The sequence below is a fragment of the Roseateles sp. genome (genome assembly GCF_031397715.1).
Taxonomy (GTDB): Bacteria; Pseudomonadota; Gammaproteobacteria; order Burkholderiales; family Burkholderiaceae_C; genus Paucibacter_A.
The window spans coordinates 12,365-33,693 of record NZ_JANNMI010000454.1; the positions used below are offsets into that span (position 1 = coordinate 12,365).

Below are 21,329 nucleotides of genomic sequence, written 5' to 3' on the forward strand. Positions count from 1 at the left end.
GTGATGATCACCGCGGTGGTGACTGCCTATTTTTCTTAGACCAAAGAGGAATTGATATGAGCAATTTTTGGGATTCCATCCTGTTGATGATTTCGGCCTTTGTGTTTGTGGCCTACCTGATCATCATGTTTCAGATCGTCGTCGATCTGTTCCGCGACCGGGACATGGGCGGCGGCTCCAAGGTGCTGTGGATCATCGGCCTGATCTTTATTCCGATGCTGACGGCCATCATCTACATCGTCGCGCGCGGCAAGGGCATGGCGAGCCGCCAAGATGCCAGCGTCAAACGCGCGCAGTCCGAGACCGAGGCCTATATCAAGGGCGTGGCGGGCAAGTCGCCGGCGGCCGATATTGCCGAAGCCAAGGTGCTGCTTGACGCCGGCACCATCAGCGCCGACGAGTTCGCCAAGCTCAAGGCCAAAGCGCTGGCTTGATGGCCGGCTGCTGAATAGCGCCCTGCCGCCTCCCGGGTTGGCAGGGCGTTCCTTTTTGTATTCTTCACGGAGGCGCACCATGCTCAAGCGCTCGACACCACCTCAAGTGCAGGCCCTCGTTTTGTTGATAGGCCTGGGCTTGGCGCCGCTGGCAGCGCAGGCAGACATTCATTTGCTGGCGCCGAGCCGCACGCTGGACCCCAGCCAGCCCTTCAAGCTCAGCCTGATGTTGAGCGCCGAGACCGAGGCGCGCTCCTACTCGCTGCCCGAGCTGCTGCGGGTGACGCTAACGCCCGACCTGGGCGCGCTGGTGAGCGTCAAGCTGCGGCTCGAAGCGCCACTGCCGCCGCAGATCGACCTGCGTCCCGGCGAGTTTTTGCGCATCAACTATGTCGGCGAGCTGCCGGCCAATCTGCGCGGACGGGTGCGCATTGACGCGCTGGACCTGGACGCACCGGCGATGCTGGTGCAACTGTCCACGCCCAGCGCGCCTGCGGATGCCGTTGCCGTTGCCGTTGCTCCCGCTCCCGCTGCCGCTGCGCCGGGGGAGGCGGCCAGCGCGCCGGCCGTCACGACCCTGGCCGTGCGCGCTGACAGCGACCCCAATTTGCAGGACCAAGGCCGCTTGAGCTTCAATGAGCCGATGTTTGCTGTGGTCGGTTCGGGCATTGAGGCGAACGCCAAGTTTCAGATCAGCTTCAAGCTGCGCCTGTATGAGCCGGCCGACAAGCTGTCGCGCCGCTTGGTCGACAATCTGTATCTTGGCTATACCCAGACCGCGTTCTGGGATTTGACCGGCGAGTCCAAGCCCTTTGTCGACACCAAGTACAAACCCGGTTTCTTCTATCAGTCGCCCAGCACCGGCCTGCGTGTGGCGGGCAACGAAGTCGGCTTTGCGGCCGGCTATGAGCATGAATCGAATGGCCGCGATGACCTCGACGCCAAGTCGCGCAGCATTGACATCCTCTATGTGAAGCCGCTGTTTACCGTCGGCGATAGCTTGGGCTTTCACGGCACGTTTGAGCCCAAGCTGTTTGTCTATCTGGACAAGGACGAGAACCCGGACATCCAGAAATATCGCGGCTACGGCGATTTCCGCTTCACCTATGGCAAGAACAACGACTGGCAGCTCGCCCTGGATCTGCGCAAAGGCACGCTGTCCAAGGCCTTCAGTACCAATCTGCAGGCGTCTTATCCGCTCAACCGCTTTGTCGCTGGGCTATCGGGTTACTTGATGGCCCAGTACTTCACCGGCTACGGCGAGACGCTGCTGAACTACAACCAGCGTGAGCCCTGGGCGCTGCGCTTCGGCTACGCCATCTGGCGTTGACTTTTTACTGCGCGGCCGCCATGCGTCGTTGGTCGAATGCTCGAAATCCTCACGTACAGGTAGTACGTTCCGGTTTCTGCGCTTCGTCCGCCTAGCCTGACGGTCGCTCGCTACAAAAGTTGTGCCGTCCGGCCTGAGCTTGCATCAAGTCGGTGCGAAGGGCAGCGCGGACTTGTGGACGATGATCTTGAGCTTGCCGTCGGCACCGCGCTTGAAGGCGAAGAACTTGTCCACCGTGGTCTGCGCACCCTTGTCGTCGATCAGGGTCACATTGCCCATGGTCATGGCGATGTCGCCCTCAATCATCACGCCGGCGTTATTGCCGGCGTTGGTGTAGCTGCAATTGACCCAGGGCTTGAGCGCAAAGCCGCTGTCATTGGGGAACTTGGGGTTGCCGCCGATGAAGTAGGCCGCCGCTCCCTCTTTGTCGAGCCGGAAGTTCTGCGCACCAAAGGTCAGCGTCGGATTGAACAGCACCATGCCGGCGTCATAGTTGTAGACGTTGGACAGCACAGCCGTGGCGATCGCCTTGTAGTCGCCGCCCTCGGCATGCGCCTTGGCAATGCTGATCAAGGCATCACACCAGCCCTGCTGTGCGGCATTGACGTCTTCAACCGTAATCGCTGCGCGGGGCGCCACCACCGGCGGGGCCTCGGGCGCTTTTGAGCAGGCGCTGGCGAGCAGCGCGGCGAGCACAGCGGCCGCTGCGGACATCTGGCTTTTCTTGGTCATGGTGATTCGCTTCCTTGCTAGGTGGATGAAGGGCAGATGGCAAACCATGCTGCCGGCGGGAACTTGAAAGCGCAAACGAAATCCTAATTTGCCAATTTGACGGATGATTGACATCACTCAAGCACACGCTCGCTCTGGCGGCCGGGCGGTGCGGTGGCCCAGGGCGCGCTTGACTGCGCCATGTGATAGCCGAACTGGTACAGCATCTTCATCTGCACGGGGTCAAAGGTTTCGGCACTCGTCATGCTGACGTCGTTGGGGATGGTGATCCAGCGGAAGCCGGCGCCGACTTGCTGGGCATGGCCGTAAATCCGGAACAGATCGCCCAGCACCGCAACGCGGCCGGTGGCGTCCAGCACGCGGATGGCAATCGCCGACATGCTGCGGGCAACCGGATCGGGCCCCTGCAGCAACTGGCCGTTATGGATGACAAAGAAGTCTTCATGGCCGGCGCCGAGGCCGCCGCGCTGATGAATGACCGATGAGCGGTAGACGCCGCCGGTGACGAAGACACGCGAGCCGACGCCGCCGTCGACATGCATCTCGTCATAGCTGCTTGGCTCGACCTTGCCTTCGCCGCTGCTGCTGCTTTCGCCTTGGACTTCGACCTTGAAGAAAACCGGCGGAAAGGCCACCGGAATCGAGGCCGAGGCCAGCATGACCTTGCGGAACAAGTCCAGTGCCTCGGGCCGGCCGCTGCTGGCGATCAGGCCCATATTCCAGATCACAAAGGCGCGCGCGTCGAGGTCGGCCGTACCAATGTAGAGGCGCCGGCCCTGGCCATGCGCGAGCGCAATCTGGCCCAAAAATTTGGCGTCGACATTGCGTTCGATGATGGCCGCCAGCGGCTCGGTGCTGGCCAAGGCTTCGCCCGACAGCAGCTGGCGCAGCACGGACCCCAGCTTGAAAATGTCACGCGTGCTGGTGGTGGTGTAGAAGTCGCGCAGGGCCGGATCAAAGCCCGGGCCCAGGAAGGCAAAGGGCGCCATCAGCGCGCCGGTGGAGACCCCGGTGACGATCTTGAAGACGGGCCGGCTGCCGCTGCTGGTCCAGCCATTGATGAAGCCCGCGCCGAATGCACCATTGGCGCCGCCGCCCGACAGGGCTAAATGCGCATAACGTACAGAACCATCGGTGCTGGCCGGAAAGTCATTGGCTGATTCCATTTTGAACGAGGCCGCGAGATCAGCCTCCATGGCCGCGCTGGGCTGGCCCGCTCTGGCGCGAATATCGGGCATGCCCGGCACTATGGCGGCGGCCGAGTAGGCGGCAGGCACGGGGTTGCGTGGCAAGGCGCCGCAAGCGCTCATGAGGACCAACAGGCCAAGCACGCAAGCTTGCAATAAGCGCCGCAGGGCAAGTGATGAGCTCAAAGTTCTCTCTCCTGTTTTTGCGACCATTGCAGATGCCTTTTTCGCCCCTGCTAACGCAAACCCCCGCTGTACACTGAGACGGCGTTTTAGCTGTCGGCCGCGCATGATACTCAGGCCTTGGCGTGGTGTGTTAGCCGATTGATCGAGGCAAGGCCTGCGCGGACAAAATGGTGCTTGCAGCGAAGCCGGTTATGCGATGCGCAACGTTCTCGCTGAACCTGATTCCCGAGTAAGCTGGCATGTCCGTGTGTTTTTTATAGGAGTTTTAAATGATTAATTTTTCAACCATTCGACGTGCCGCCACCGTTTTCACCGCCGGCTTGACGCTGATGCTGGCGGCTTGCAGCACGCCGCCCGCGTTTCAAGTGACCCAGCCTGCGTCGCGTGACGGCGTGGTCGAGTCCATCGTTCAAGGCCAGCAGCAAAGAGGCAATGCGACCGGTGGCGCTATCGCTGGCGCGGTCATTGGTGGCCTGTTGGGTAACCAAGTTGGCGGCGGAACCGGGCAAACGGTGGCGACGGTGGTCGGCGCGGGCGCCGGTGCGATGGCGGGCAACCAGATCGCCTCACAACAAACCCTCGTGTGGCAGATCGGCGTGCGTTATGACGACGGCAGCCGTGCCACCATCGAGCAAACTTCTGCCCCTGCGCTGCGCATTGGCGACCGCGTGCGCGTCTCGGCCAACGGCATCCAGCAGCTCTGATGTAGCGCGGCGCCGTATGCAGCGACGTGGCTTTATCGGCGCCGCTGCCGGCGCCGCTGTTGGGTCTGGTCTGCTTTTGGGCGGCTGTGATTTTTCACTGCGCGACGGGGTATTGAACCCCTGCGTGCCCGAGTTGCCGGCCGAGCTGCGCGAGCACCCGCTGGTGCAGGCCGCTTGGCGCGGCATTGATGCCAGCAAGGTCTGGGACAGCCATTGCCATGCCTTTGGCGACGGCGCCTCGGGCAGTGGCCTGTGGTTCAACCCGCGGCTGAACAATATTTGGAAGCCGGTCGGCTACGCGCAAAAAGCGCTGTACGTCAACGCCTCTTGCGTGGATGAGTCGTCCGGCCGCGCCGACGCCAGTTTTGTCGAGCGCTTGCTGGCGCAATGCCGGGCGATGGCGCCGGGCTTCAAGGTCATGTTGTTCGGCTTTGATTGGGCGCGCGATGCAGCCGGTGCCGCGCTGCCGGAGAGCTCCACCTTCCATGTGCCCGACAACTATGTGGCCGGCCTGGCCCAGAAGCATTCGGCACAGATCGAATGGGTGGCGTCGGTTCACCCCTATGACCCCGCAGCGCTGGATCGGCTCGACGCTGCTGCCGCGCGCGGCGCCAGAGCCATCAAGTGGCTGCCCTCGGCCCAGAACATCGACCCGGCCGACGCCCGCTGCGATCGTTACTTCGCCAAGCTCGCGGCCCTGAAGATCCCGCTGATCAGCCATGCCGGTGATGAGCGCGCGGTGCACGGCTTTGGCGAGCATCTGGGTAACCCCTTGCGCCTGCGGCGCCCGCTTGATGCGGGTGTGCAGGTGGTGATCGCGCATTGCGCCTCGCTTGGCGAGGGTGAAGACACCGACCGCAAAGGCGGCACCATGCGGCCCAATTTCGAGCTGTTTGGGCGCCTGATGGATGAGCCCGGCTACCGCAGCCATTTGCTCGGCGACATCGCTGCCGTCACGCAAGGCAACCGCATGAATGTGCTGTCCAAGTTGCTGGAGCGGCCCGATTGGCATAGCCGTTTGGTCAATGGTTCCGACTATCCGCTGCCCGGCATCGTGCCGCTGATTTACCTGAAGGCCGTGGTCGAACAGAAGATGCTGGACCCGGCCGCACTCGACACCTTGCGGCGGCTGCGCGAGATCAATATCTTGTTGTTTGACTTCGTCCTCAAGCGCAGCCTCAAGCTGAATGGCCGCGGCTTTGCGCCGGCGACTTTTGAGACCGCCGGCTTCTTTCGACGGCCCGCCTGATGCCGGTGGCCCAACTCAATTCCCTAGGAGATGGTGATGAAGAGAAAGCAAACTCGATGGCTCAGGCTGGCGCTGAGTACGCTGGCCGTGGTGGCCATGGCGGCTTGTGCGCCCTTGGCTGACGGCGGGGCTAAAGCTCCCGTGGCCGACCCCGCTCACAGCAGCCGCAATGCGCTCGACTGGGCCGCTACTTACGCAGGCACCTTGCCCTGCGCCAATTGCCCCGGCGTGCAGACCCGGCTGCGGCTGAACCGGGACGAGAGCTTCGAGCTTTCGGTCCAGTATCTGGAGCGCGACCCGGCGCCCAAGGTTGCCCGTGGCCGTTTCACTTGGAATTCCGTCGGCAATGCCATCACGCTCGATGAACAAGGCAGCGGGCGGCAATTATTGGTCGGCGAGGGCCGGCTTGCCTTGTTGGCCGCCGGTGCCGCGACCACTTGGCCGCAAGATGCTCAGCGCCAGTTGACGCGCCTGAACCCGCTCGCCGCCGCTGAATTGCCGCGCACGCTCGAAGCGCATCGATGGACCTTGGTTTGGGCCGCAGACGCCCAGGGTCAGCCGATTGCTGGCCTGCCGGCGGTGACGCCGCGCGAGATCAACTTCAACTTCAGCGCCGGCCGCGTCAATATCGAAGGCGGCTGCAACCGCATGCTGAGCGGCTACCAGATCGATGCCGGGGGCAAGCTGGGCTTCAGCCGCATGGCCTCGAGCATGATGGCCTGCGAGCCGGCCGCCATGAAGGTGGATTCCGCCTTGGCGGAGCTGCTGGCCGCGCCACTGAAGAGCGAGATGCTGACCGGCACGGCGACCACGCTGCGGCTGACCAATCCTGCCAACGCGACGCTGTTCTTCACCGGCCAGATGACGCCCGAGGCGCGCTACGGCAAGGCCACAAGAGTCTTCATGGAAGTGAGTGCGAGCCGGGTGGCCTGTAGAGATGCCCAGGGCGCTAACGCCGAATGCCTGCAGGTACGCGAACGCCGCTTTGATGAGCAAGGCTTGGTGGTCGGCACGCCCGGCGCATGGACGCCTTTTGCTGAAACCATCGAAGGCTATACCCACAAGCCCGGCGTGCGCAATGTGCTGCGGCTGAAGCGCTTCGATCGGGCGGCCGTCGGCGGCGGCGCGCCCTATCTGTATGTGCTTGATCTGGTGGTCGAGTCGGCGACCGAGAAGCCTTGATTCCTTGTTTGTAAACCCGTTAACTCAGGAGTATTCAGCATGAAATTTGCATCAACTCTGGCCGTTTTGGCCGTGGCCGTGCTGGCCACCGGTTGCCAATCCACTTCGGTGCGATCGGCTTGGTTTGACACCGACTTCAAAGGTCCGCCGATGCGCAAGGTTGTCGTCGCCGGCAGCATCAACTCGGTCGCCGAGGACCGTCTGGTCGAAGAGGTGTTCGTCGAGCGCATGCGTGCGGTGGGCGTCGACGCGGTCGCCGGCCACACGCTGCGCCTGGATGACCCGAACCTGTCGCAAGCCGACTTTGAAGCGGCGGTGAAGGGAGTCGGCGCGCAAGGCTTGCTGTTGGTGCGGGTGCTGGGTGTGGATCAGCGCACGCAAGTCTCGACCACCATGGTGCATGGCGGCATGGGCTGGGGGCACAACTCCTGGGGTGCCACCAACAGCTGGGGCGGCATGCATTCACGCGGCAGCTTCCCGGTTCAGGAAATTCGTCAGTACGACCTGGCCACCGTCGAGACCAAGCTGTTCGACGTGAGCACAAGGCGGTTGGTATGGGCCGTCACGACGACCACCTTCAACCCGCGCTCGGTCGCGCAGGAGGCGCCGGCGTTTGCCAACCTGATCATTGAGCAGCTGAAAGGCCGCCAGGTCATTGCGGTCAAGTAAGGCGCTATCGCATTAACAAAAAAACGGGCCTTGGCCCGTTTTTTTCTTGCTCGAAAGCTTGGCTAGAACGAACCGAACAGCGTCCCCAGCACCACCACCGCGATCAGCCCCAGGATCGCGCTGACGATGCCGACCATCACGATGTCGAAATAGCTCTCTTTGTGCGTGGCCCCGCAGACGGCCAGCATGGTCACCACCGCGCCGTTGTGCGGCAGGCTGTCGAGCGAGCCGGCACCGATCACCGCCACCCGGTGCATCAGCGCCGGGTCGATGCCGTATTGGTAGGCCAGGGCCATATAGGTTTCGCCCAAAGCGCCCAGCGCGATCGTCAAGCCGCCCGAGGCCGAGCCGGTCAGCGCCGACAGCACATTGGTCGAAATCGCCAGGCCGACCAGTGGCCCGCCTTCGATCGTCAGCACCCATTCGCGCACCACCGCAAAGGCCGGCAGGGCGGCGACGACGGCGCCGAAGCCGACCAGGCTGGCGACGCTGATGATGGGCAGGGCGGATGCATTCAGGCCGGCGTCCACGGTGTCGCGCAGGCTCTGCAAGCGGCTGCGGTTGCAGACATACAAGACCACGATGGCCGCGCTCAAGGCCAGCAGCACCGACCAGATGCCGCCGACGCTGGCGATGCTGGTGCCGCCCCAACGCGGCTCGGCCAGGAAGTCGGTGTCCAGGCGCGGCAGCACCAGCAGCGACATCGTCAGGTTGACCGCCATCACCACGATCAAGGGCAGCAGCGCAATGCCGATGCCGGGCAGCTCGACACTGCGGGCGCCATGTTCCAACTCGGCCGGATCAAACTCACGCGCTGCGGTGGCGCGCTCGCGCACCACGCTATCGCTGGCGGCATCGGCGGCAGTAGCAAGCGGCCCACCAAAACCCTCGCCGTTGCGGCGCGCGGCGGCTTCCGAGCGGCTCAACCACCACATGCCAAAACCAAACATGATGGCCGCGGCAATAAAGCCCAGACCCGGTGCGGCAAAGGGCGTGGTCTCAAAAAACGGCATCGGAATGGCGTTCTGAATTGCCGGCGAACCCGGCAGCGCCGACATCGTGAAGGTGGCTGTGCCCAGCATCACCGCACCGGGCAAGAGCCGATTTGGGATGTTGGCGGCCTTGAACAAGGCCTGCCCCATCGGTGCCAACACAAACATCGCCACAAACAGACTGACGCCGCCATAGGTGACCAAGGCGCCGGCCAATACCACCGCCAAAATGGCCCGTTCGCTGCCGAGCTTTGCGGTGATGAACTGGGCGATGGCGCTGACCGAGCCGCTGTCGGCCATCAGCTTGCCGAACAGCGCGCCGAGCAAGAACAGCGGGAAGAAGGAAGCGATGAAGCCGGCCGCCGAGCCCATGAAGGTTTGCGTCCAATGTGCCAGCAGCGGCTCGCCCGCGAAGCCGGCGGCAATCAAGGCGGCGACGGGGGCCAGGCCCAGCACACTCCAGCCGCGAAACGCCAGCCAGACCAACAGGCCCAAGCCCAAAAGGATGCCGAGCAAGCCCATGGTTACTGCACCTCCAGCATCGCGTTCAAATCGAGCGAGGACTGCACGCCCAGGGAATCGCCATGGGCTGCAAGGAACAGCTCGGCGGTGCGCCGGCCTTCGTCCCGCAAGCCGCAGAGGAACTTCCACTCGGTGATCATCTTGGAGCTGGAGTCGAGCTCGGTGACGCGGTCGGTGGCGATGCGGTGCATGCGCATGCGCGCCCATTGCCCGCCTTCGCCACTGTCCGAGTCGGCGCATTGGTGCAGCAGCGCGATCATGCGCAGCTCCTTCAGCAGCGGCGCGTTGAACGAGATTTCGTTCAGGCGGTTGGCGATATCGCGCGCGGTCTTGGGGATGGCTTCGCGCACGATCGGATTGATCTGCACCAGAATCGTGTCGCGTGACTTGCATTCGCGCACCAGCGGCGTGATGGTCGGGTTGCCGGAGTAGCCGCCGTCCCAATAGAACTCGCCGTCGATCTCGACCGCCTGGAACATCGTCGGCAAACAGCCCGAGGCCATCAGCACGTCGGGCGTGATCTCGGCATTGCGGAAGACCCGGCCGCTGCCGGTGCGCACATTGGTGGCGGTGATGAACAAACGGATCGGCGCTGTGGCCAAACATTCGAAATCGACCGTCTTGGCCAGAATCTCGCTCAGCGGGTTCTTGCCGCTGGGGTTCAGGTCATAGGGCGAGAAGACCTGCGTCATCATCTCAGCGGCGCGGTACATCGGGGAATTGTCCAGCGTCCATTTGCCGCTCATGATGTCCATGATGCTGCGCTTCATCGGGCTGAATTTGGCGCCGTCGGAGACCAATTTCCAGAAGTCTTCCAGCGCGGCTTTTGCGCCATCGGCGCCGCCATGCGCATGGCCGCTGGCCATCACCGCCGCGTTCATCGCACCCGCCGAGGTGCCCGAGATACCGTCAACGGTGAGCCAGTCTTCTTCGAGCAGACGGTCCAGCACGCCCCAGGTGAAGGCGCCGTGGGCGCCCCCGCCTTGCAATGCTAGGTCAACCAGGACGGGCTTGCGACTTCGGGGTTGGTTGGTTTTGTGCATTGCAGCATATTAGTGCCGCTTGTGTGACAAATACACCCCTAACTGATCAAATTCACGGTCAGCGCCACTGCACTAGGGAAACCCCCAGGCCGAGCCCAAAGTTGCGGAAGTTGTAGTTTTGCAGCGAGTCGCCGTAACCGGCGAAGCCGCGCACATAACCGTGCAGCTCACCGACCAGCGGGAAGGCCCATTCGATCTGAGCGTTGGTGCGATTCGGGGTGCTTGAATTGAACTTCAGATTGTTTTGCAGCGTGGCCGACACCACATGCCCGCCAAAGTCATAGACCGCCTGCGCCTCGATGCGGCCGACGTAGTCGCTGATGTCGGGGTTGTTGTCGGTCTCGTACTTCTCGCTGACTCGCCACCAGGGTTTGATGAAAAGGCTGAGGTTGCCCGAGGTGGCGCCTAAGGTCGCATAGACCCGGTTCCAGGAGCGCGACAGCGGATCGGTCTGGCCGTTCGAATGATGAACAAAGCCCAGATTGAGCATGCGCAATTGGAGCCAATCCGGACCCAGCCGGAGCGGCATCGTCAAGAAGGCTTCGGGTTGGTAGTTGGTCTCGCGAAAAGGGCGCGAATCTTCGGCGTTGTAGATCTGCCAAAAGCTTTGCTGCGTGTAGGCCGCCCACAAGTCAATCTCGCTGCCCAGGATGTTTTGCATCATCTTGGTCTTCAGGCTGAGCTGGAATTTGGCCTCGAAGTTTTGATTGTTCTCGCTTGCGCCGGTCACGGTGTTTGAAAGGTTGGGCGAGCTGGGGTTGTGGTTGACGTTGTCGCGCCAACTCATCGCCAAGATATAAACCGGCAGATGCGGTTTGACCCTGAATAGGCCGTCCTTGGTTTCGGGGTCGAGTTCGAAGCGTTCCGAAAAGCTCTGGCCCACCCACTTTGTCGGCGCACGCGTCGCGGTCGCGGTCGGGGCAGGGGCCGGCGCCGGCGCCGCAACTGCTGCTGGGGCAAGCGCAACAGCAGGCCGCCCGGCGGCGCGGTCATAACAGGCCAAACGCTCGGTATCGAGTGGGATCTCGTTGCAAGACTGCGCCGTAGCGGCCAGCGGCGCCAGGGCGGAAAAACTGAGCGAAAGCAGAGGGAGTTTTTTCATGGGTGCAGCAAGCGGGAATGAGGATCGGCGGGTCTTTGAGTATGCAAAAACCGCGCCGATGATAGCCGAGCTCAGCGGCTTCTGTCGCTCAAAGGGTCGGTGCAAATATCCGCGCCGTCGGGCGGGTTCGGCCCGCGCATCAGCCGCTCGATCGGCAACCAGATGGGCGAGAGCACGGAGCGCAGGGTCGAGCCGATCAGGTCACCGCGCTGGATGCCGATGCGCTGGTTATTGAGTGTGCCGCTGACCCGCAACGGGGTTTGCAGGCGAAACAGCGCGAAGCCTTTGGCGCGCGGGCGAAACACAAAGCTCAACTCTTCGGTCGCCAGATTGGCAAAGCCGCTGCCGCGCACCCGCACCCGGGTGGTGTCTATGGTCAGGTTGTCTTCGGTCAGCTTGCCGTCCCTGAGGTCAAAGCGGGCCACCACACAATTGACTTGCGGCCGGCCGCCCGGGTCAAACAGCGGCAACAGGTTCAGCACCAGATTGACCGACCAGAGGTTAAAAACATCGGCACGCAGGTTGCTGGGCCAGACGGCCACATCAATCTTGCCATTGGCATTGCGCAGCACGGTGTCCAGGCTGGGGGCTTGGCCGGCCAGATCCAGATTCATGCTGAACAAGCCTTGGACCTGGCCTTCGCGGCCCATGCGGCGGGCGATGATGCCGTAGTCAAAACGCGCAACGGCAGCATGCGCCTCGAACTCGATTTGCTCGCCGGTCGGGTCGAAGCTGGCCGTCATCCGCATGCCGCCGCCAGGCAGGTTGACGAAGGCGCGGTCCAGGCGCAGCCGCCCGTCCTTGAGTTGTAGATGCAACTCGCCGTCGGCCAGCCGGTCCTCGCCGGAGAAGACTTCGCGTGCAACGACATCAATATTGGCATCGAAGCGGCGCAAAAATCCCGCGCTCAACAGGTTTTCGGTGTTGCTTGCGATGCGGCTGATGCGGTTGCGCAGACTGAACATCGCGCTGCCGTTCGCCGCCGCTGCCGCAGCAACATCCTCGTCGGTTGCGGCTGTCGACGCGTCGGAGAGCTCAGGGGTCGGGAAGTCGGCCAGCTGAACGCTGCGCCCGGACAAGCGTGCATCCAGGCGTGGCCGCGGCCCGCTCAGGTCGATATTGCCGCTGCCGCCGAGTTGGCTCTCACCAACGCGCAGGCGCAGCTGCTCCAGCTCGTAGCCCTTGGGCGTCATGCGCACCGGCCCGCGCAGCCGCCAAGGCCCCCAGGGTGGCAGCTTGACCCGTGTCAGCGCGCTCAAAGTGTCGAGCCTGTCGCCGCTTATTTCGAAGGTTAGGTCAGCCTCGCGGCCTAAGGGCAGCGTCACCAGGCCTTGCAGCGTCAATAGCGCGCCGGCCCCTTGCGCCTCCAGCCAGAAGGGCAGGCGCTCATCGATCTTTGTAAAGCCTGCCAGCGTACCGACTCGCAAGCCAAGCTTGAGCGGCGTTTGGTCGACCCTGCCGTCCAGCTCCACCCACAGCGGTTGGCCGCCGGCGGCATGGACGGTGGCCTTGTTGACAAAGAGTTCGGTGACCGGGCGCCTCCCCGCGCCGATCACGGTGATGCTGCCGCCGCTGATATGGGCCTCCAAGGCCGCCTGGTCGAAGAACTCCCGGACGCTATTGCCTTGACCGCTCAAGCTGATCTGCACGGCAGCGGCCCTGCCATTGATGGACTCGGCCGCGCCGAGCCCGCGCAGCAGCGCGCCGATGTCAAGCGGGCCGCTGGCAAGTGCCAGCTTGGCGCTGAGTTGCTCGGCACGCGGGTCCAGCTCGAGCAAGCCGTGCAGCGCTTGGCCGGCAATCCGGGCACTCAGTGCCGAGGGCGCCAAGCGCCCATCGCGCAGCCGGGCTTGCAGGCTCAGGTCATTGAGCTCGGCCAGATCGGGGCGGGCCAGCACGACGCGCTGCAGGCGCAGGTCCAGGTCGGCATCGGGCCAGCCGAGCATGGCAGCGAACAGGGGCTCAGCGGAGCGCGGACTGAGCGCCTCCCTGGGTGCGGGCTGCAGGGTCGAGAGCTCGGCGATATCAATCAAAGGGCTGTGCAGCGTGGCCCGGCTGAGCGGCTTGACACGGCTGAGGTCGGCATCCAGATGCAGCTCGCTGCGGCCGAGCTTCAAGGTGGTTTGCCGCAAGCGCAGCGCCGCATCGCTGAGTTGCAGCTGCCCGCTCAAGGCGACCGCTAGCCTGGACGCAGGTGCAACGCTCAAATAAGGCGCTAGATCACCGGAGCTGGGCGCCTTGAAGGCAAAGCTCAGCGCGGTCTCGCGCCAGGCGCTGGGCGTGAACCGGCCGTCCAAGCGCAAGCTCATTTTCGAGGGTTGGAGTTTGAGTTCGAGCGCCAGCGGTGCGGCGAGCTCACGCCACAGCTGCTCCAGCGAGCCGGCGTGCACCGATAGCCGCGCGCTTTGGCCGAGCAGGCTGCCGCTTGCCTGCCCGCTCAAGCGGCCACCTGCGCGTGCGCCCAGGCTCAGGCGATCAAGCACCACAGCCAGCGGCGCTGCGGCGCTATCGCCGCCGGGCCTGGCGATGCTCAAGCGTGCCGCCGTTGCCGCGAGCGAAAAATCAAGCTGGGGCAGCAGCTCGGCCAGCGTTTCACCGCGGCCACTGGCGCGCAGGTCCAGGCGACCCAGCTGGCCCTGGACTTGGGCCAAAGCGTCGCCCTGGTTGTCCAGTTGCTGTAGCAAAGGCCCGAGCGCGAGGTCTGCAGCCTCAAGCCGCAAGGCCAGCCTTGGGCTTGCCGGGCGGGTGTCCACATCGAGCTGGCCGGCAAAGGGCAGGCCGGCGGCCTTCGCACTGAACTTCAAACTTGCCGCCTGCCCCTCACTGCGCAAGGCAAACGCGCTGTCGCCAAGGTCCACTGGGGACCTCAGCCAGCGGGCCACGCTCAAATCCAGTTGCAGATCCAGGCCAGGCGGCACCAGGCGGCGCAGAGCAAAGGGCTGCGGCCCGGCTTCTCCAGTCTGCAGCCAGGGCTGCAGATCCAGCGTGGTGAATTTCAAGGCGCCGCTGAGTCGGGGGCGCGCCGCGTCGAACGCGAGCGTCAGCCGCCCCGTCAGCTCGGTTTCGCCCCGGCTTGCGGACAACGCGGTCAAGCTGATCTTGGGGGCTATTTGCAGCTGGGCCTGGCCTTCGGCACGCAGGCTGGCACCGTCGAAATGGGCGTCCAGCTTGAAGGGCCACGGCGCCGTGCCCGCCAGCAGCGCGGCCAGCGGAGCGCCTGCCAGCGCGATGCTCAGTGGCGGGGCCGGCGTGTGCGGGCTCGCAGCGGCCGGCTGCCAGCGCAACGAGAGCCGCAAGTCCTCGCCGGCCCGGGCGCTGCCGCTCAGCTCGTGCAGCGCCAGGCCATATTGCTGGGCGGTGCCGAGGTCTTGGTAATGAAGGTCCAAGCGATGCAGCGTGAACGGCGCGAGGTCAAGGTCGGCGGGCGGCGAGTTCGGGTTGGGAGGAGGGCTGCGAGAAGGGTTGACCATCCAATTGCCCTGCCCGTCGGCGCCGCGCTCCAGGAACAGGGCGGCGGCGCCGGCCTCAATCCGCTTGAGCGGCATCCGCCCGCGCAGGGCCTTGATCAGGTCCAGGTCGGCCTGAGCGTCGTCCAGCACGAGCAGGTCGGCTTGGCTAAAACCGGCCGGGCTTTGAATCCGCAGCCGCGCCAGCTGCAGCTCAACATCAAGGCTGCGCCTGAGCTTCAAGACCAGCGCGCCTTGCGTCAGCAGCGGGCGGCCCAAGGCGGCGGACGCCTGAGCTTGTGCCCACTGGCGCCAGGGCGACACATCGAGCGCCAGCTCCCCCATGAAGGCAGCGACCAGCAAGGCTGCAGGCAGCGCGATCAGGCCCGCAAGCAGCGCTGCCAAACGGCGCCGGCTCAAACTCAAACCCCGCGCTCCCGTGCGGTGTTGTGGGCCGCGCAGATCCGCAGCCTTGAGCAGCGCTGCCAAGGCTTGGCGTGCCGGTGGATGACATTCATCGATGAATCATAAATGACAGCCACTGTGGCAAAAACGCCCAGGCCCATCACGGCTTGGCCTGCTAACGCTTGAATCGCAGTGCAAGTTGCGTACACTAGATCGGGCTCGGTCTGCGCATTCTGCAAGGGCCAAGCCGAGAGGCGCCCGACCAGGCGCTTGCCCGAGCGCACACCCAGGCGGGTGTTCCCCCCGAAGTCTCGAACAATAGAAAGATCACATCCATGAACAAGAGAAACTTTCTCGTCAGCGGCGCATCTTTGGCAGCTGTTGCCCTATTGAGCACCGCTTGCAGCACCACCGGCGGCGCGGCGGGCGACCCGGCCGCTCAGCGCGCGGCGATTGATGCCGCCGTTGATAGCTCCTTGGCGCGTCTGTACAACGAGAACGCCAGCGCCAAGCAGTTGGTGGCGTCGGCCAAGGGCGTGCTGGTGTTCCCTAACTTCGTGTCGGCTGGTTTCATTGTTGGCGGTGCCAGCGGCACCGGCTCCTTGCGCAAAGGCGGCAAGACCACCGGGCATTTCCGTATGACCGAGGCCTCGGTCGGCTTCTTGGCCGGCGCGCAGTCGCAGGGCGTGTTCATGTTGTTCATGACGGACGCCGCATTGGCGAACTTCGAGGCCAGCCGGGGTTGGACCGCCGGTGCCGATGGCTCGGTCACCATGATCAATATCGGTGCCAGCGCCAGCGTGTCGACCCAGACCGCGCAGCAGCCCATCATTGGTTTCATCCTGACCAATGGTGGTTTGATGGGCAATCTGAGCCTGAACGGCAGCCGCATCACGCCGCTGACCTTCAACTAATTGACGCCCCGCGCCGAGTCGGTAGACATCGTCTACCTGTGGGTAGACGGTAGCGACCCCGCTTGGCGGCGTAAGCGGCGCCGCGCCGCCGCACGCCTGTGTGCGGGCAAACGCGAGGCGATGGCCGTCTTTGGCAATGTCGAAGGGCGCTTTCGTGACAACGATGAGCTGCGCTACAGCTTGCGCGCACTGGAGCGTTACTTCCCCGCACATGGCCATGTTTATTTGGTCACCGATGGGCAGCGTCCGGCCTGGTTGATCGAGTCCGAGCGGCTGACCGTCATTGATCACAGCGTGCTGATGCCGGCCGGCGCCTTGCCGACCTTTGACTCCGGGCATATCGAGTCCTATATCCACCGGATCCCGGGGCTGTCGGAGCGTTTTCTCTATTTGAACGACGATGTCTTTTTTGGCGCACCGGTCAGCCTGGATGACTGGTTCTGGCCCGGCGGCACCTACACCGCCTGGTCGGACGAGGCGCCGGTCAGCGATGAGCCGATGCGGGCCGACGCGACCGCGCTGGACAATGCCTGCCGGCTCTCGCATCTGTGGCTGAGTGCCAGCCCGCAGCGGCCCGTGGCGGCCTATTCGCCGATCTTTCGCACCTTTGCCCATGCGCCGCGGCCGATGCTGCGCTCGGTGTTGTTTGAGCTGGAGGCGCTGGCCCCGGAGCTGTTCGGAACGGTTCGTTCGACGGTTTTCAGGGTCTGGAACAAGCCGACGATTGTGTCGGACTTCGTGATGCGCTGGTCGCTCAGCCGGGGCCGCGCCAAGCTGCGCAGTTATAGCCATTTATTCCTGGCCACCGGCGCTGCGCATGACGACGCCGAGGCGCAAGCCGCGCTGCAGACCCTGGTTGCGGCCGCGGGCCGGTTGGACTTTTTCTGCCTCAACGACACCACCGATGATGCAAGCGCCGACGACCCCCGCTTGCTCAGAGTGCGCGCCGCCTTGCAGCAGATGTTCGCGCTGCCATCAAGCTTTGAGCGGGCCACCGCCGATGTTGCTGCTGCTGCTGCTGTTTGAAAAATCTCGGTCTATGGCGTTGGCAAATTTGCGCCCATGGCTCTGAGTGCGTGCCGACTTCAGGCATAGTTGGGCGTTCAGTCCAGCGCGAGACCCCTGCCCAATGCAATCTGCCCCGCTTCGCGATGACGAAGCCCGTAGCCTGGCCGCGCTGCGTGCGCTGGAGATTTTGGACACCGGCCCCGAGGCGGAGTTTGATGCCTTGGTGCGGGCGGCCTCGCTGGTCTGCGGGGTGCCGATTTCATTGATCAGTTTGATTGACGTGGAGCGGCAGTGGTTCAAGGCCAATATTGGCTTGCCCGGCGTGCACGAAACGCCGCGCAATCTGGCTTTTTGTGCCCATGCGGTGCTGGGGGACGAGTTGTTCGAAGTGCCCGACGCGGCGCTCGACCCGCGCTTTGCCGACAACCCACTGGTCGCCAGCCAGCCCGACATTCGTTTCTACGCCGGCGCGCCCGTGCGGCTCAGCGACGGCTCGCGAATAGGCACCTTGTGCGTGATCGACCGCCAACCTCAGCGCCTGAGCGAGGCCCAGCGCCAAGTGCTGATGGAGCTGGCAGCGGCGGCGGCCCAGGCCTTGGAAGGGCGGCGAGCACTGCGGGTGGTCAAGCAGATATCGCATGAAATGGCGGACAGCGAAGCGCGCTTTCGCTTGCTCAGTGAGAGCGTGCCGATCGGCGTGTTTGAGGCCGACACCCGCGGCGGCTTTAGTTTTGCGAATCAGCGCCTGCTGGCAATTTTTGGCTTGCAGCGCCAGCAAGACCTGAATTGGACGCAGCTGGTGCATGTGGATGACCGCCAGCGAATCGCGGCGCTCTGGGCTGGCGCCTTGGCAAAGCAGCTGGATATGGCGGCCGAGTTCCGCATCCAATTGCCCGCTGGACACGAAAGGCTTGTTCGAGCCAACGCCAAATTGCGACTGGATGCGGCCGGTGTGCCATTGGGTTATGTAGGCACGGTGGAAGACGTCACCGAGGCTCGCCGCCAACAAGATGCCCTGCGCACCAGCCAGGCCTTTTTGGACCGCACTGGGCGCATGGCGGGTGTGGGTGGGTGGGAAGTCAACTTGGCCAACAACAGTGTGTTCTGGTCCGACGAGACATGTCGCATTCATGCTGTGGAACTAGGCTTTACACCCAGCCTTGAAGAGGCATTGGCCTTCTACAAACCTGACGCCAGGCCCGTGATTCAAGCCGCGGTCGAGCATGCGGTGGCGAGCGGCGAGGGTTGGGATCTCGAACTGGAGCAAGAGCTGCGTGACGGGCGTGAGATTTGGGTGCGCGCAGTGGGCACGGTCGAATTCGAACAGGGCCTACCCGTGCGCTTGGTCGGGGCCTTTCAAGATGTCACCGAGCGTGTGCGGGAGCGGCTGGCACTGAAAGAAGCCCATGCCGTGATTCAACTGGCCACCGACAGCGGCGGCATCGGCGTCTGGGACTATGACTTGGTGCAGGGCAACCTGAAGTGGGATGCCTGGATGTACAAGCTTTACGGCCAAGTGCCGAGCGCGCAAGCGGTGCCCTATGACTTGTGGGCACGCCTCTTGCATCCGGATGATCGCGTCGAATCCGAGCTGCATCTGCAAGAAGCGATCGCCGGGCGGCGCCCCTTTGCGACCGAGTTCCGCATTGTCTGGCCGGACGGCTCGGTCCATCACATCCGCGGTTCTGCTTTGATCATGTGCGATGAGGCCGGACGAGCGCTCCGTTTGGTGGGGGTCAATTGGGACACCACTGAACATCACCGCATCGAGGCCGAGTTGCGTGAAGCCAAGCTGGTGGCCGAGGCCGCCAGCAAGGCCAAGAGCGAATTCTTGGCCAATATGAGCCACGAAATCCGCACGCCGATGAATGCGATTCTCGGCATGTTGACGCTCTTGCGTAAGACGGCGCTGAGCGAGCGCCAGGCCGACTACGCCGGCAAAACCGAGCATGCCGCGCGTGCCTTGCTGGGCTTGCTGAATGAGATTTTGGACTTCTCCAAGGTGGAGGCCGGCAAGATGACGCTGGACCCCCAAATCATGCGGGTTGACCATTTGCTGCGCGACCTGTCGGTGATTCTTTCGGCCAATGTGGGCGCCAAAGAACTGGAGCTGGTGTTCGATATCGACCCGGCCTTGCCGCGCGAGCTGGTGGCCGACGCCATGCGTTTGCAGCAGGTGCTGATCAATCTGAGCGGCAATGCGATCAAGTTCACCGAGCAGGGTGAGGTGGTGCTGGCGATCAAGGTCTTGCAGCGCAAGCAAGACTCGGTGAGGCTGCATTTCGCCGTCAGCGATACCGGCATTGGCATTGCGCCGCAAAATCAACAGCGCATCTTCAGCGGCTTTACGCAGGCCGAGGCCTCGACCACGCGCCGGTTTGGCGGCACCGGGCTGGGGCTGGCGATCAGCCAACGACTGGTCACACTGATGGGCGGCGAGCTGGCGCTGCACAGCGAGGAGGGGCGCGGCAGCTGCTTTGAGTTCAGTCTGACGCTGGCGCTTGCTGATACGGGTGCAGCCGCAACGGCGCTAGCCCTTCCGGCCAGCGCAGGAGCACGCGGCCTGATCGTCGATGACAACGCCACCGCCCGCGAGGTGCTGGCCCGGATGTGCGGCGCGCAGGGCTGGACGATGGACCTGGCCGCCAGCGGCGAGCAGGCCATTGCCTGCCTGCAAGCCCAGGCCGGCACGGCGGCAGGGCCCTATCAAGCCCTCTTCATCGACTGGCAAATGCCTGGGCTGGACGGTTGGCAAACCATCCGCCGCATCCGCACGCTGGGGCTGGCCGGGACGGCGCCGGTGATCGCCATGATGACGGCGCAGGGCCGTGAGCAGCTGGCGCAGTGCAGCGAGGCGGATCAGGCCATGCTGGACGGCTATCTGGTCAAGCCCGTCACGGCTTCGATGCTGTTTGATGTCGTGGCCGATGCAGTGGCCAATGCGGGCCTGCACCCAAGCCTGCGGCGCGCCAAACGCGAACAGACCGTGCCAGCTGCCGAGCAGCAACGCTTGGTCGGCATGCGCCTGCTGCTGGTGGAAGATAACCTCAATAATCAGCAGATCGCCAGCGAGCTGCTGCGCGGCGAGGGCGCGAGCGTGCAGATCGCCGCTGATGGCCAGCAGGCGGTCAGCGCGCTTGCGGCCGACCCGCAAGCTTTTGATGTGGTCTTGATGGACTTGCAGATGCCGGTGATGGACGGTTACGCCGCGACCCAGCATCTGCGCGTGGTCTTGGGGCTGACGGCGTTGCCCATCGTGGCGATGACCGCCAATGCGATGAGCTCGGACCGTGACGCCTGCCTCGCGGCCGGCATGAATGACCATGTGGGCAAGCCCTTTGATCTGGATGAGCTGGTGCGGGTCTTGCGCCAGCATGGCGGGCGGGCAAGTCTGGACGGGGCGGGCGCCGCGGCCACGCAGCGCGGGGGCACAGTGACGTCGGCATGGAGTCAGGCGGCGGCCGGCGCGGGCGTGGACCTGGCTGCCGCGCTGCAACGTATGGGCGGCAAGCCGGCCGTTTATGCGCGCATGCTGCGCAACTTCACGGCCGACTTGGGCGCCATGCAGGCGCAGCTGCGCTTGCATCTGGCGCAGGCCGATACGCGGTCCGCGCTGCGCCTGATCCACACGCTCAAGGGTGTGGCCGCAACCCTGGGCGCCGTCCACTTGGCGGATCAAGCCAGCCAGGCGGAGCGGGCCCTGATGGCGGCCCAGGCCGATCAAGGGGCTGGGGAGGCGGTATCTGAAGGCCCGGAGCCTGAGGCCTTGCTGCTGGCCTGCGTCGAGCGCAGCTGCGTCGCCATGGCCTCGGCCAAGCCCGGCTTGACCGAGTTGCTGCGGGTGATGCAAGACCAAGCCGGCGCGGCCGCGCCGCCGGCGCTCGCTGAGTTGAGCGCCTTGGCCGCATTGAGCGAGATGCCTGCGGCCGAGTTGCAGAAGTTGCTCAAGACGCTGGGCGAGCTGCTGCGGCGGCTGCAAGACTCGGACATGGACGCGCTGCAAGTGATGTCCGTCTTGCAAAGCCGTTACGGCGCCATCTTGGGCGGGCACCTGCAGGCTTTGGATGAGGCCCTTGGGCGGCTTGAATTCAACGCGGCCATCGCCGCATGCCGAGCCTTGCTCAATCAGGTGCAAGCGCTGGCTTGAACGGCGTCTTTGCAGCGAGCGCGGGCAGACAGGCTGGTGCAGCGAAAATGCGGCACTTGGTCTTTTTGTAACGCTGG

General features: G+C 64.1%; 15 protein-coding genes. 9 read left to right on the forward strand and 6 right to left on the reverse strand.

The window, feature by feature from the left end:
- Window positions 1-56: 56 nt before the first annotated feature.
- The gene (locus RMO57_RS20075; protein ID WP_310389678.1) at window positions 57-434 is read left to right on the forward strand and encodes a PLDc N-terminal domain-containing protein; all 378 of its coding nucleotides are present in this window, start codon (window positions 57-59) and stop codon (window positions 432-434) included.
- Between the two features lie 79 nt (window positions 435-513).
- Window positions 514-1,764, forward strand: coding sequence for a phospholipase A (locus RMO57_RS20080; RefSeq protein ID WP_310389679.1), 1,251 nt, complete (start codon window positions 514-516; stop codon window positions 1,762-1,764).
- A gap of 144 nt (window positions 1,765-1,908) precedes the next feature.
- On the opposite strand, the gene RMO57_RS20085 is transcribed toward RMO57_RS20080, so the two are convergent.
- The gene (locus tag RMO57_RS20085) at window positions 1,909-2,496 is read right to left on the reverse strand and encodes a hypothetical protein (RefSeq protein ID WP_310389681.1); all 588 of its coding nucleotides are present in this window, start codon (window positions 2,494-2,496) and stop codon (window positions 1,909-1,911) included.
- Between the two features lie 113 nt (window positions 2,497-2,609).
- Window positions 2,610-3,869, reverse strand: coding sequence for a patatin-like phospholipase family protein (locus RMO57_RS20090; protein ID WP_310389682.1), 1,260 nt, complete (start codon window positions 3,867-3,869; stop codon window positions 2,610-2,612).
- Window positions 3,870-4,138: 269 nt separating this feature from the next.
- Here RMO57_RS20090 and RMO57_RS20095 point away from each other — a divergent pair, with 269 nt between their 5' ends.
- From RMO57_RS20095 to RMO57_RS20110, 4 genes are read left to right on the forward strand one after another with little or no spacing between them, the layout of a single operon-like run.
- A complete protein-coding gene (locus RMO57_RS20095) occupies window positions 4,139-4,573 on the forward strand; it encodes a glycine zipper 2TM domain-containing protein (protein WP_310389683.1) in 435 nt (144 codons plus the stop codon).
- 16 nt (window positions 4,574-4,589) lie between these two features.
- The gene (locus RMO57_RS20100) at window positions 4,590-5,822 is read left to right on the forward strand and encodes a hypothetical protein (RefSeq protein WP_310389684.1); all 1,233 of its coding nucleotides are present in this window, start codon (window positions 4,590-4,592) and stop codon (window positions 5,820-5,822) included.
- A gap of 36 nt (window positions 5,823-5,858) precedes the next feature.
- Window positions 5,859-7,004 carry a copper resistance protein NlpE N-terminal domain-containing protein gene (locus tag RMO57_RS20105; RefSeq protein WP_310389686.1) on the forward strand — a complete coding sequence of 382 codons (1,146 nt, stop codon included), beginning with the start codon at window positions 5,859-5,861 and terminating at the stop codon, window positions 7,002-7,004.
- A gap of 39 nt (window positions 7,005-7,043) precedes the next feature.
- Window positions 7,044-7,673, forward strand: coding sequence for a hypothetical protein (locus RMO57_RS20110; protein ID WP_310389688.1), 630 nt, complete (start codon window positions 7,044-7,046; stop codon window positions 7,671-7,673).
- Window positions 7,674-7,735: 62 nt separating this feature from the next.
- Here the strand turns inward: RMO57_RS20110 and RMO57_RS20115 are convergent, their stop codons facing one another.
- From RMO57_RS20115 to RMO57_RS20130, 4 genes are all read right to left on the reverse strand, one after another.
- Window positions 7,736-9,187: a GntP family permease gene (locus RMO57_RS20115; protein ID WP_310389690.1), complete on the reverse strand. Its 1,452-nt coding sequence runs from the start codon at window positions 9,185-9,187 to the stop codon at window positions 7,736-7,738.
- Between the two features lie 2 nt (window positions 9,188-9,189).
- Complete coding sequence (locus RMO57_RS20120; RefSeq protein ID WP_310389692.1) at window positions 9,190-10,230, reverse strand: patatin-like phospholipase family protein; 1,041 nt, start codon at window positions 10,228-10,230, stop codon at window positions 9,190-9,192.
- 58 nt (window positions 10,231-10,288) lie between these two features.
- On the reverse strand, window positions 10,289-11,332 hold the full coding sequence (locus RMO57_RS20125; protein ID WP_310389696.1) for a phospholipase A: 1,044 nt from the start codon (window positions 11,330-11,332) through the stop codon (window positions 10,289-10,291).
- Between the two features lie 71 nt (window positions 11,333-11,403).
- Window positions 11,404-15,204: an AsmA-like C-terminal region-containing protein gene (locus tag RMO57_RS20130; protein ID WP_310389698.1), complete on the reverse strand. Its 3,801-nt coding sequence runs from the start codon at window positions 15,202-15,204 to the stop codon at window positions 11,404-11,406.
- A 314-nt stretch (window positions 15,205-15,518) separates the two neighbouring features.
- Here RMO57_RS20130 and RMO57_RS20135 point away from each other — a divergent pair, with 314 nt between their 5' ends.
- The 3 genes from RMO57_RS20135 to RMO57_RS20145 all read left to right on the forward strand — a co-directional run bounded on the left by RMO57_RS20135 (window position 15,519) and on the right by RMO57_RS20145 (window position 21,252).
- Entirely contained in the window at window positions 15,519-16,097 is a 579-nt protein-coding gene (locus RMO57_RS20135) for a YSC84-related protein (RefSeq protein WP_310389700.1), read from the forward strand.
- On the forward strand, window positions 16,098-17,123 hold the full coding sequence (locus RMO57_RS20140) for a Stealth CR1 domain-containing protein (protein WP_310389702.1): 1,026 nt from the start codon (window positions 16,098-16,100) through the stop codon (window positions 17,121-17,123).
- Window positions 17,124-17,226: 103 nt separating this feature from the next.
- Entirely contained in the window at window positions 17,227-21,252 is a 4,026-nt protein-coding gene (locus RMO57_RS20145; RefSeq protein WP_310389704.1) for a response regulator, read from the forward strand.
- Window positions 21,253-21,329 lie beyond the last annotated feature (77 nt).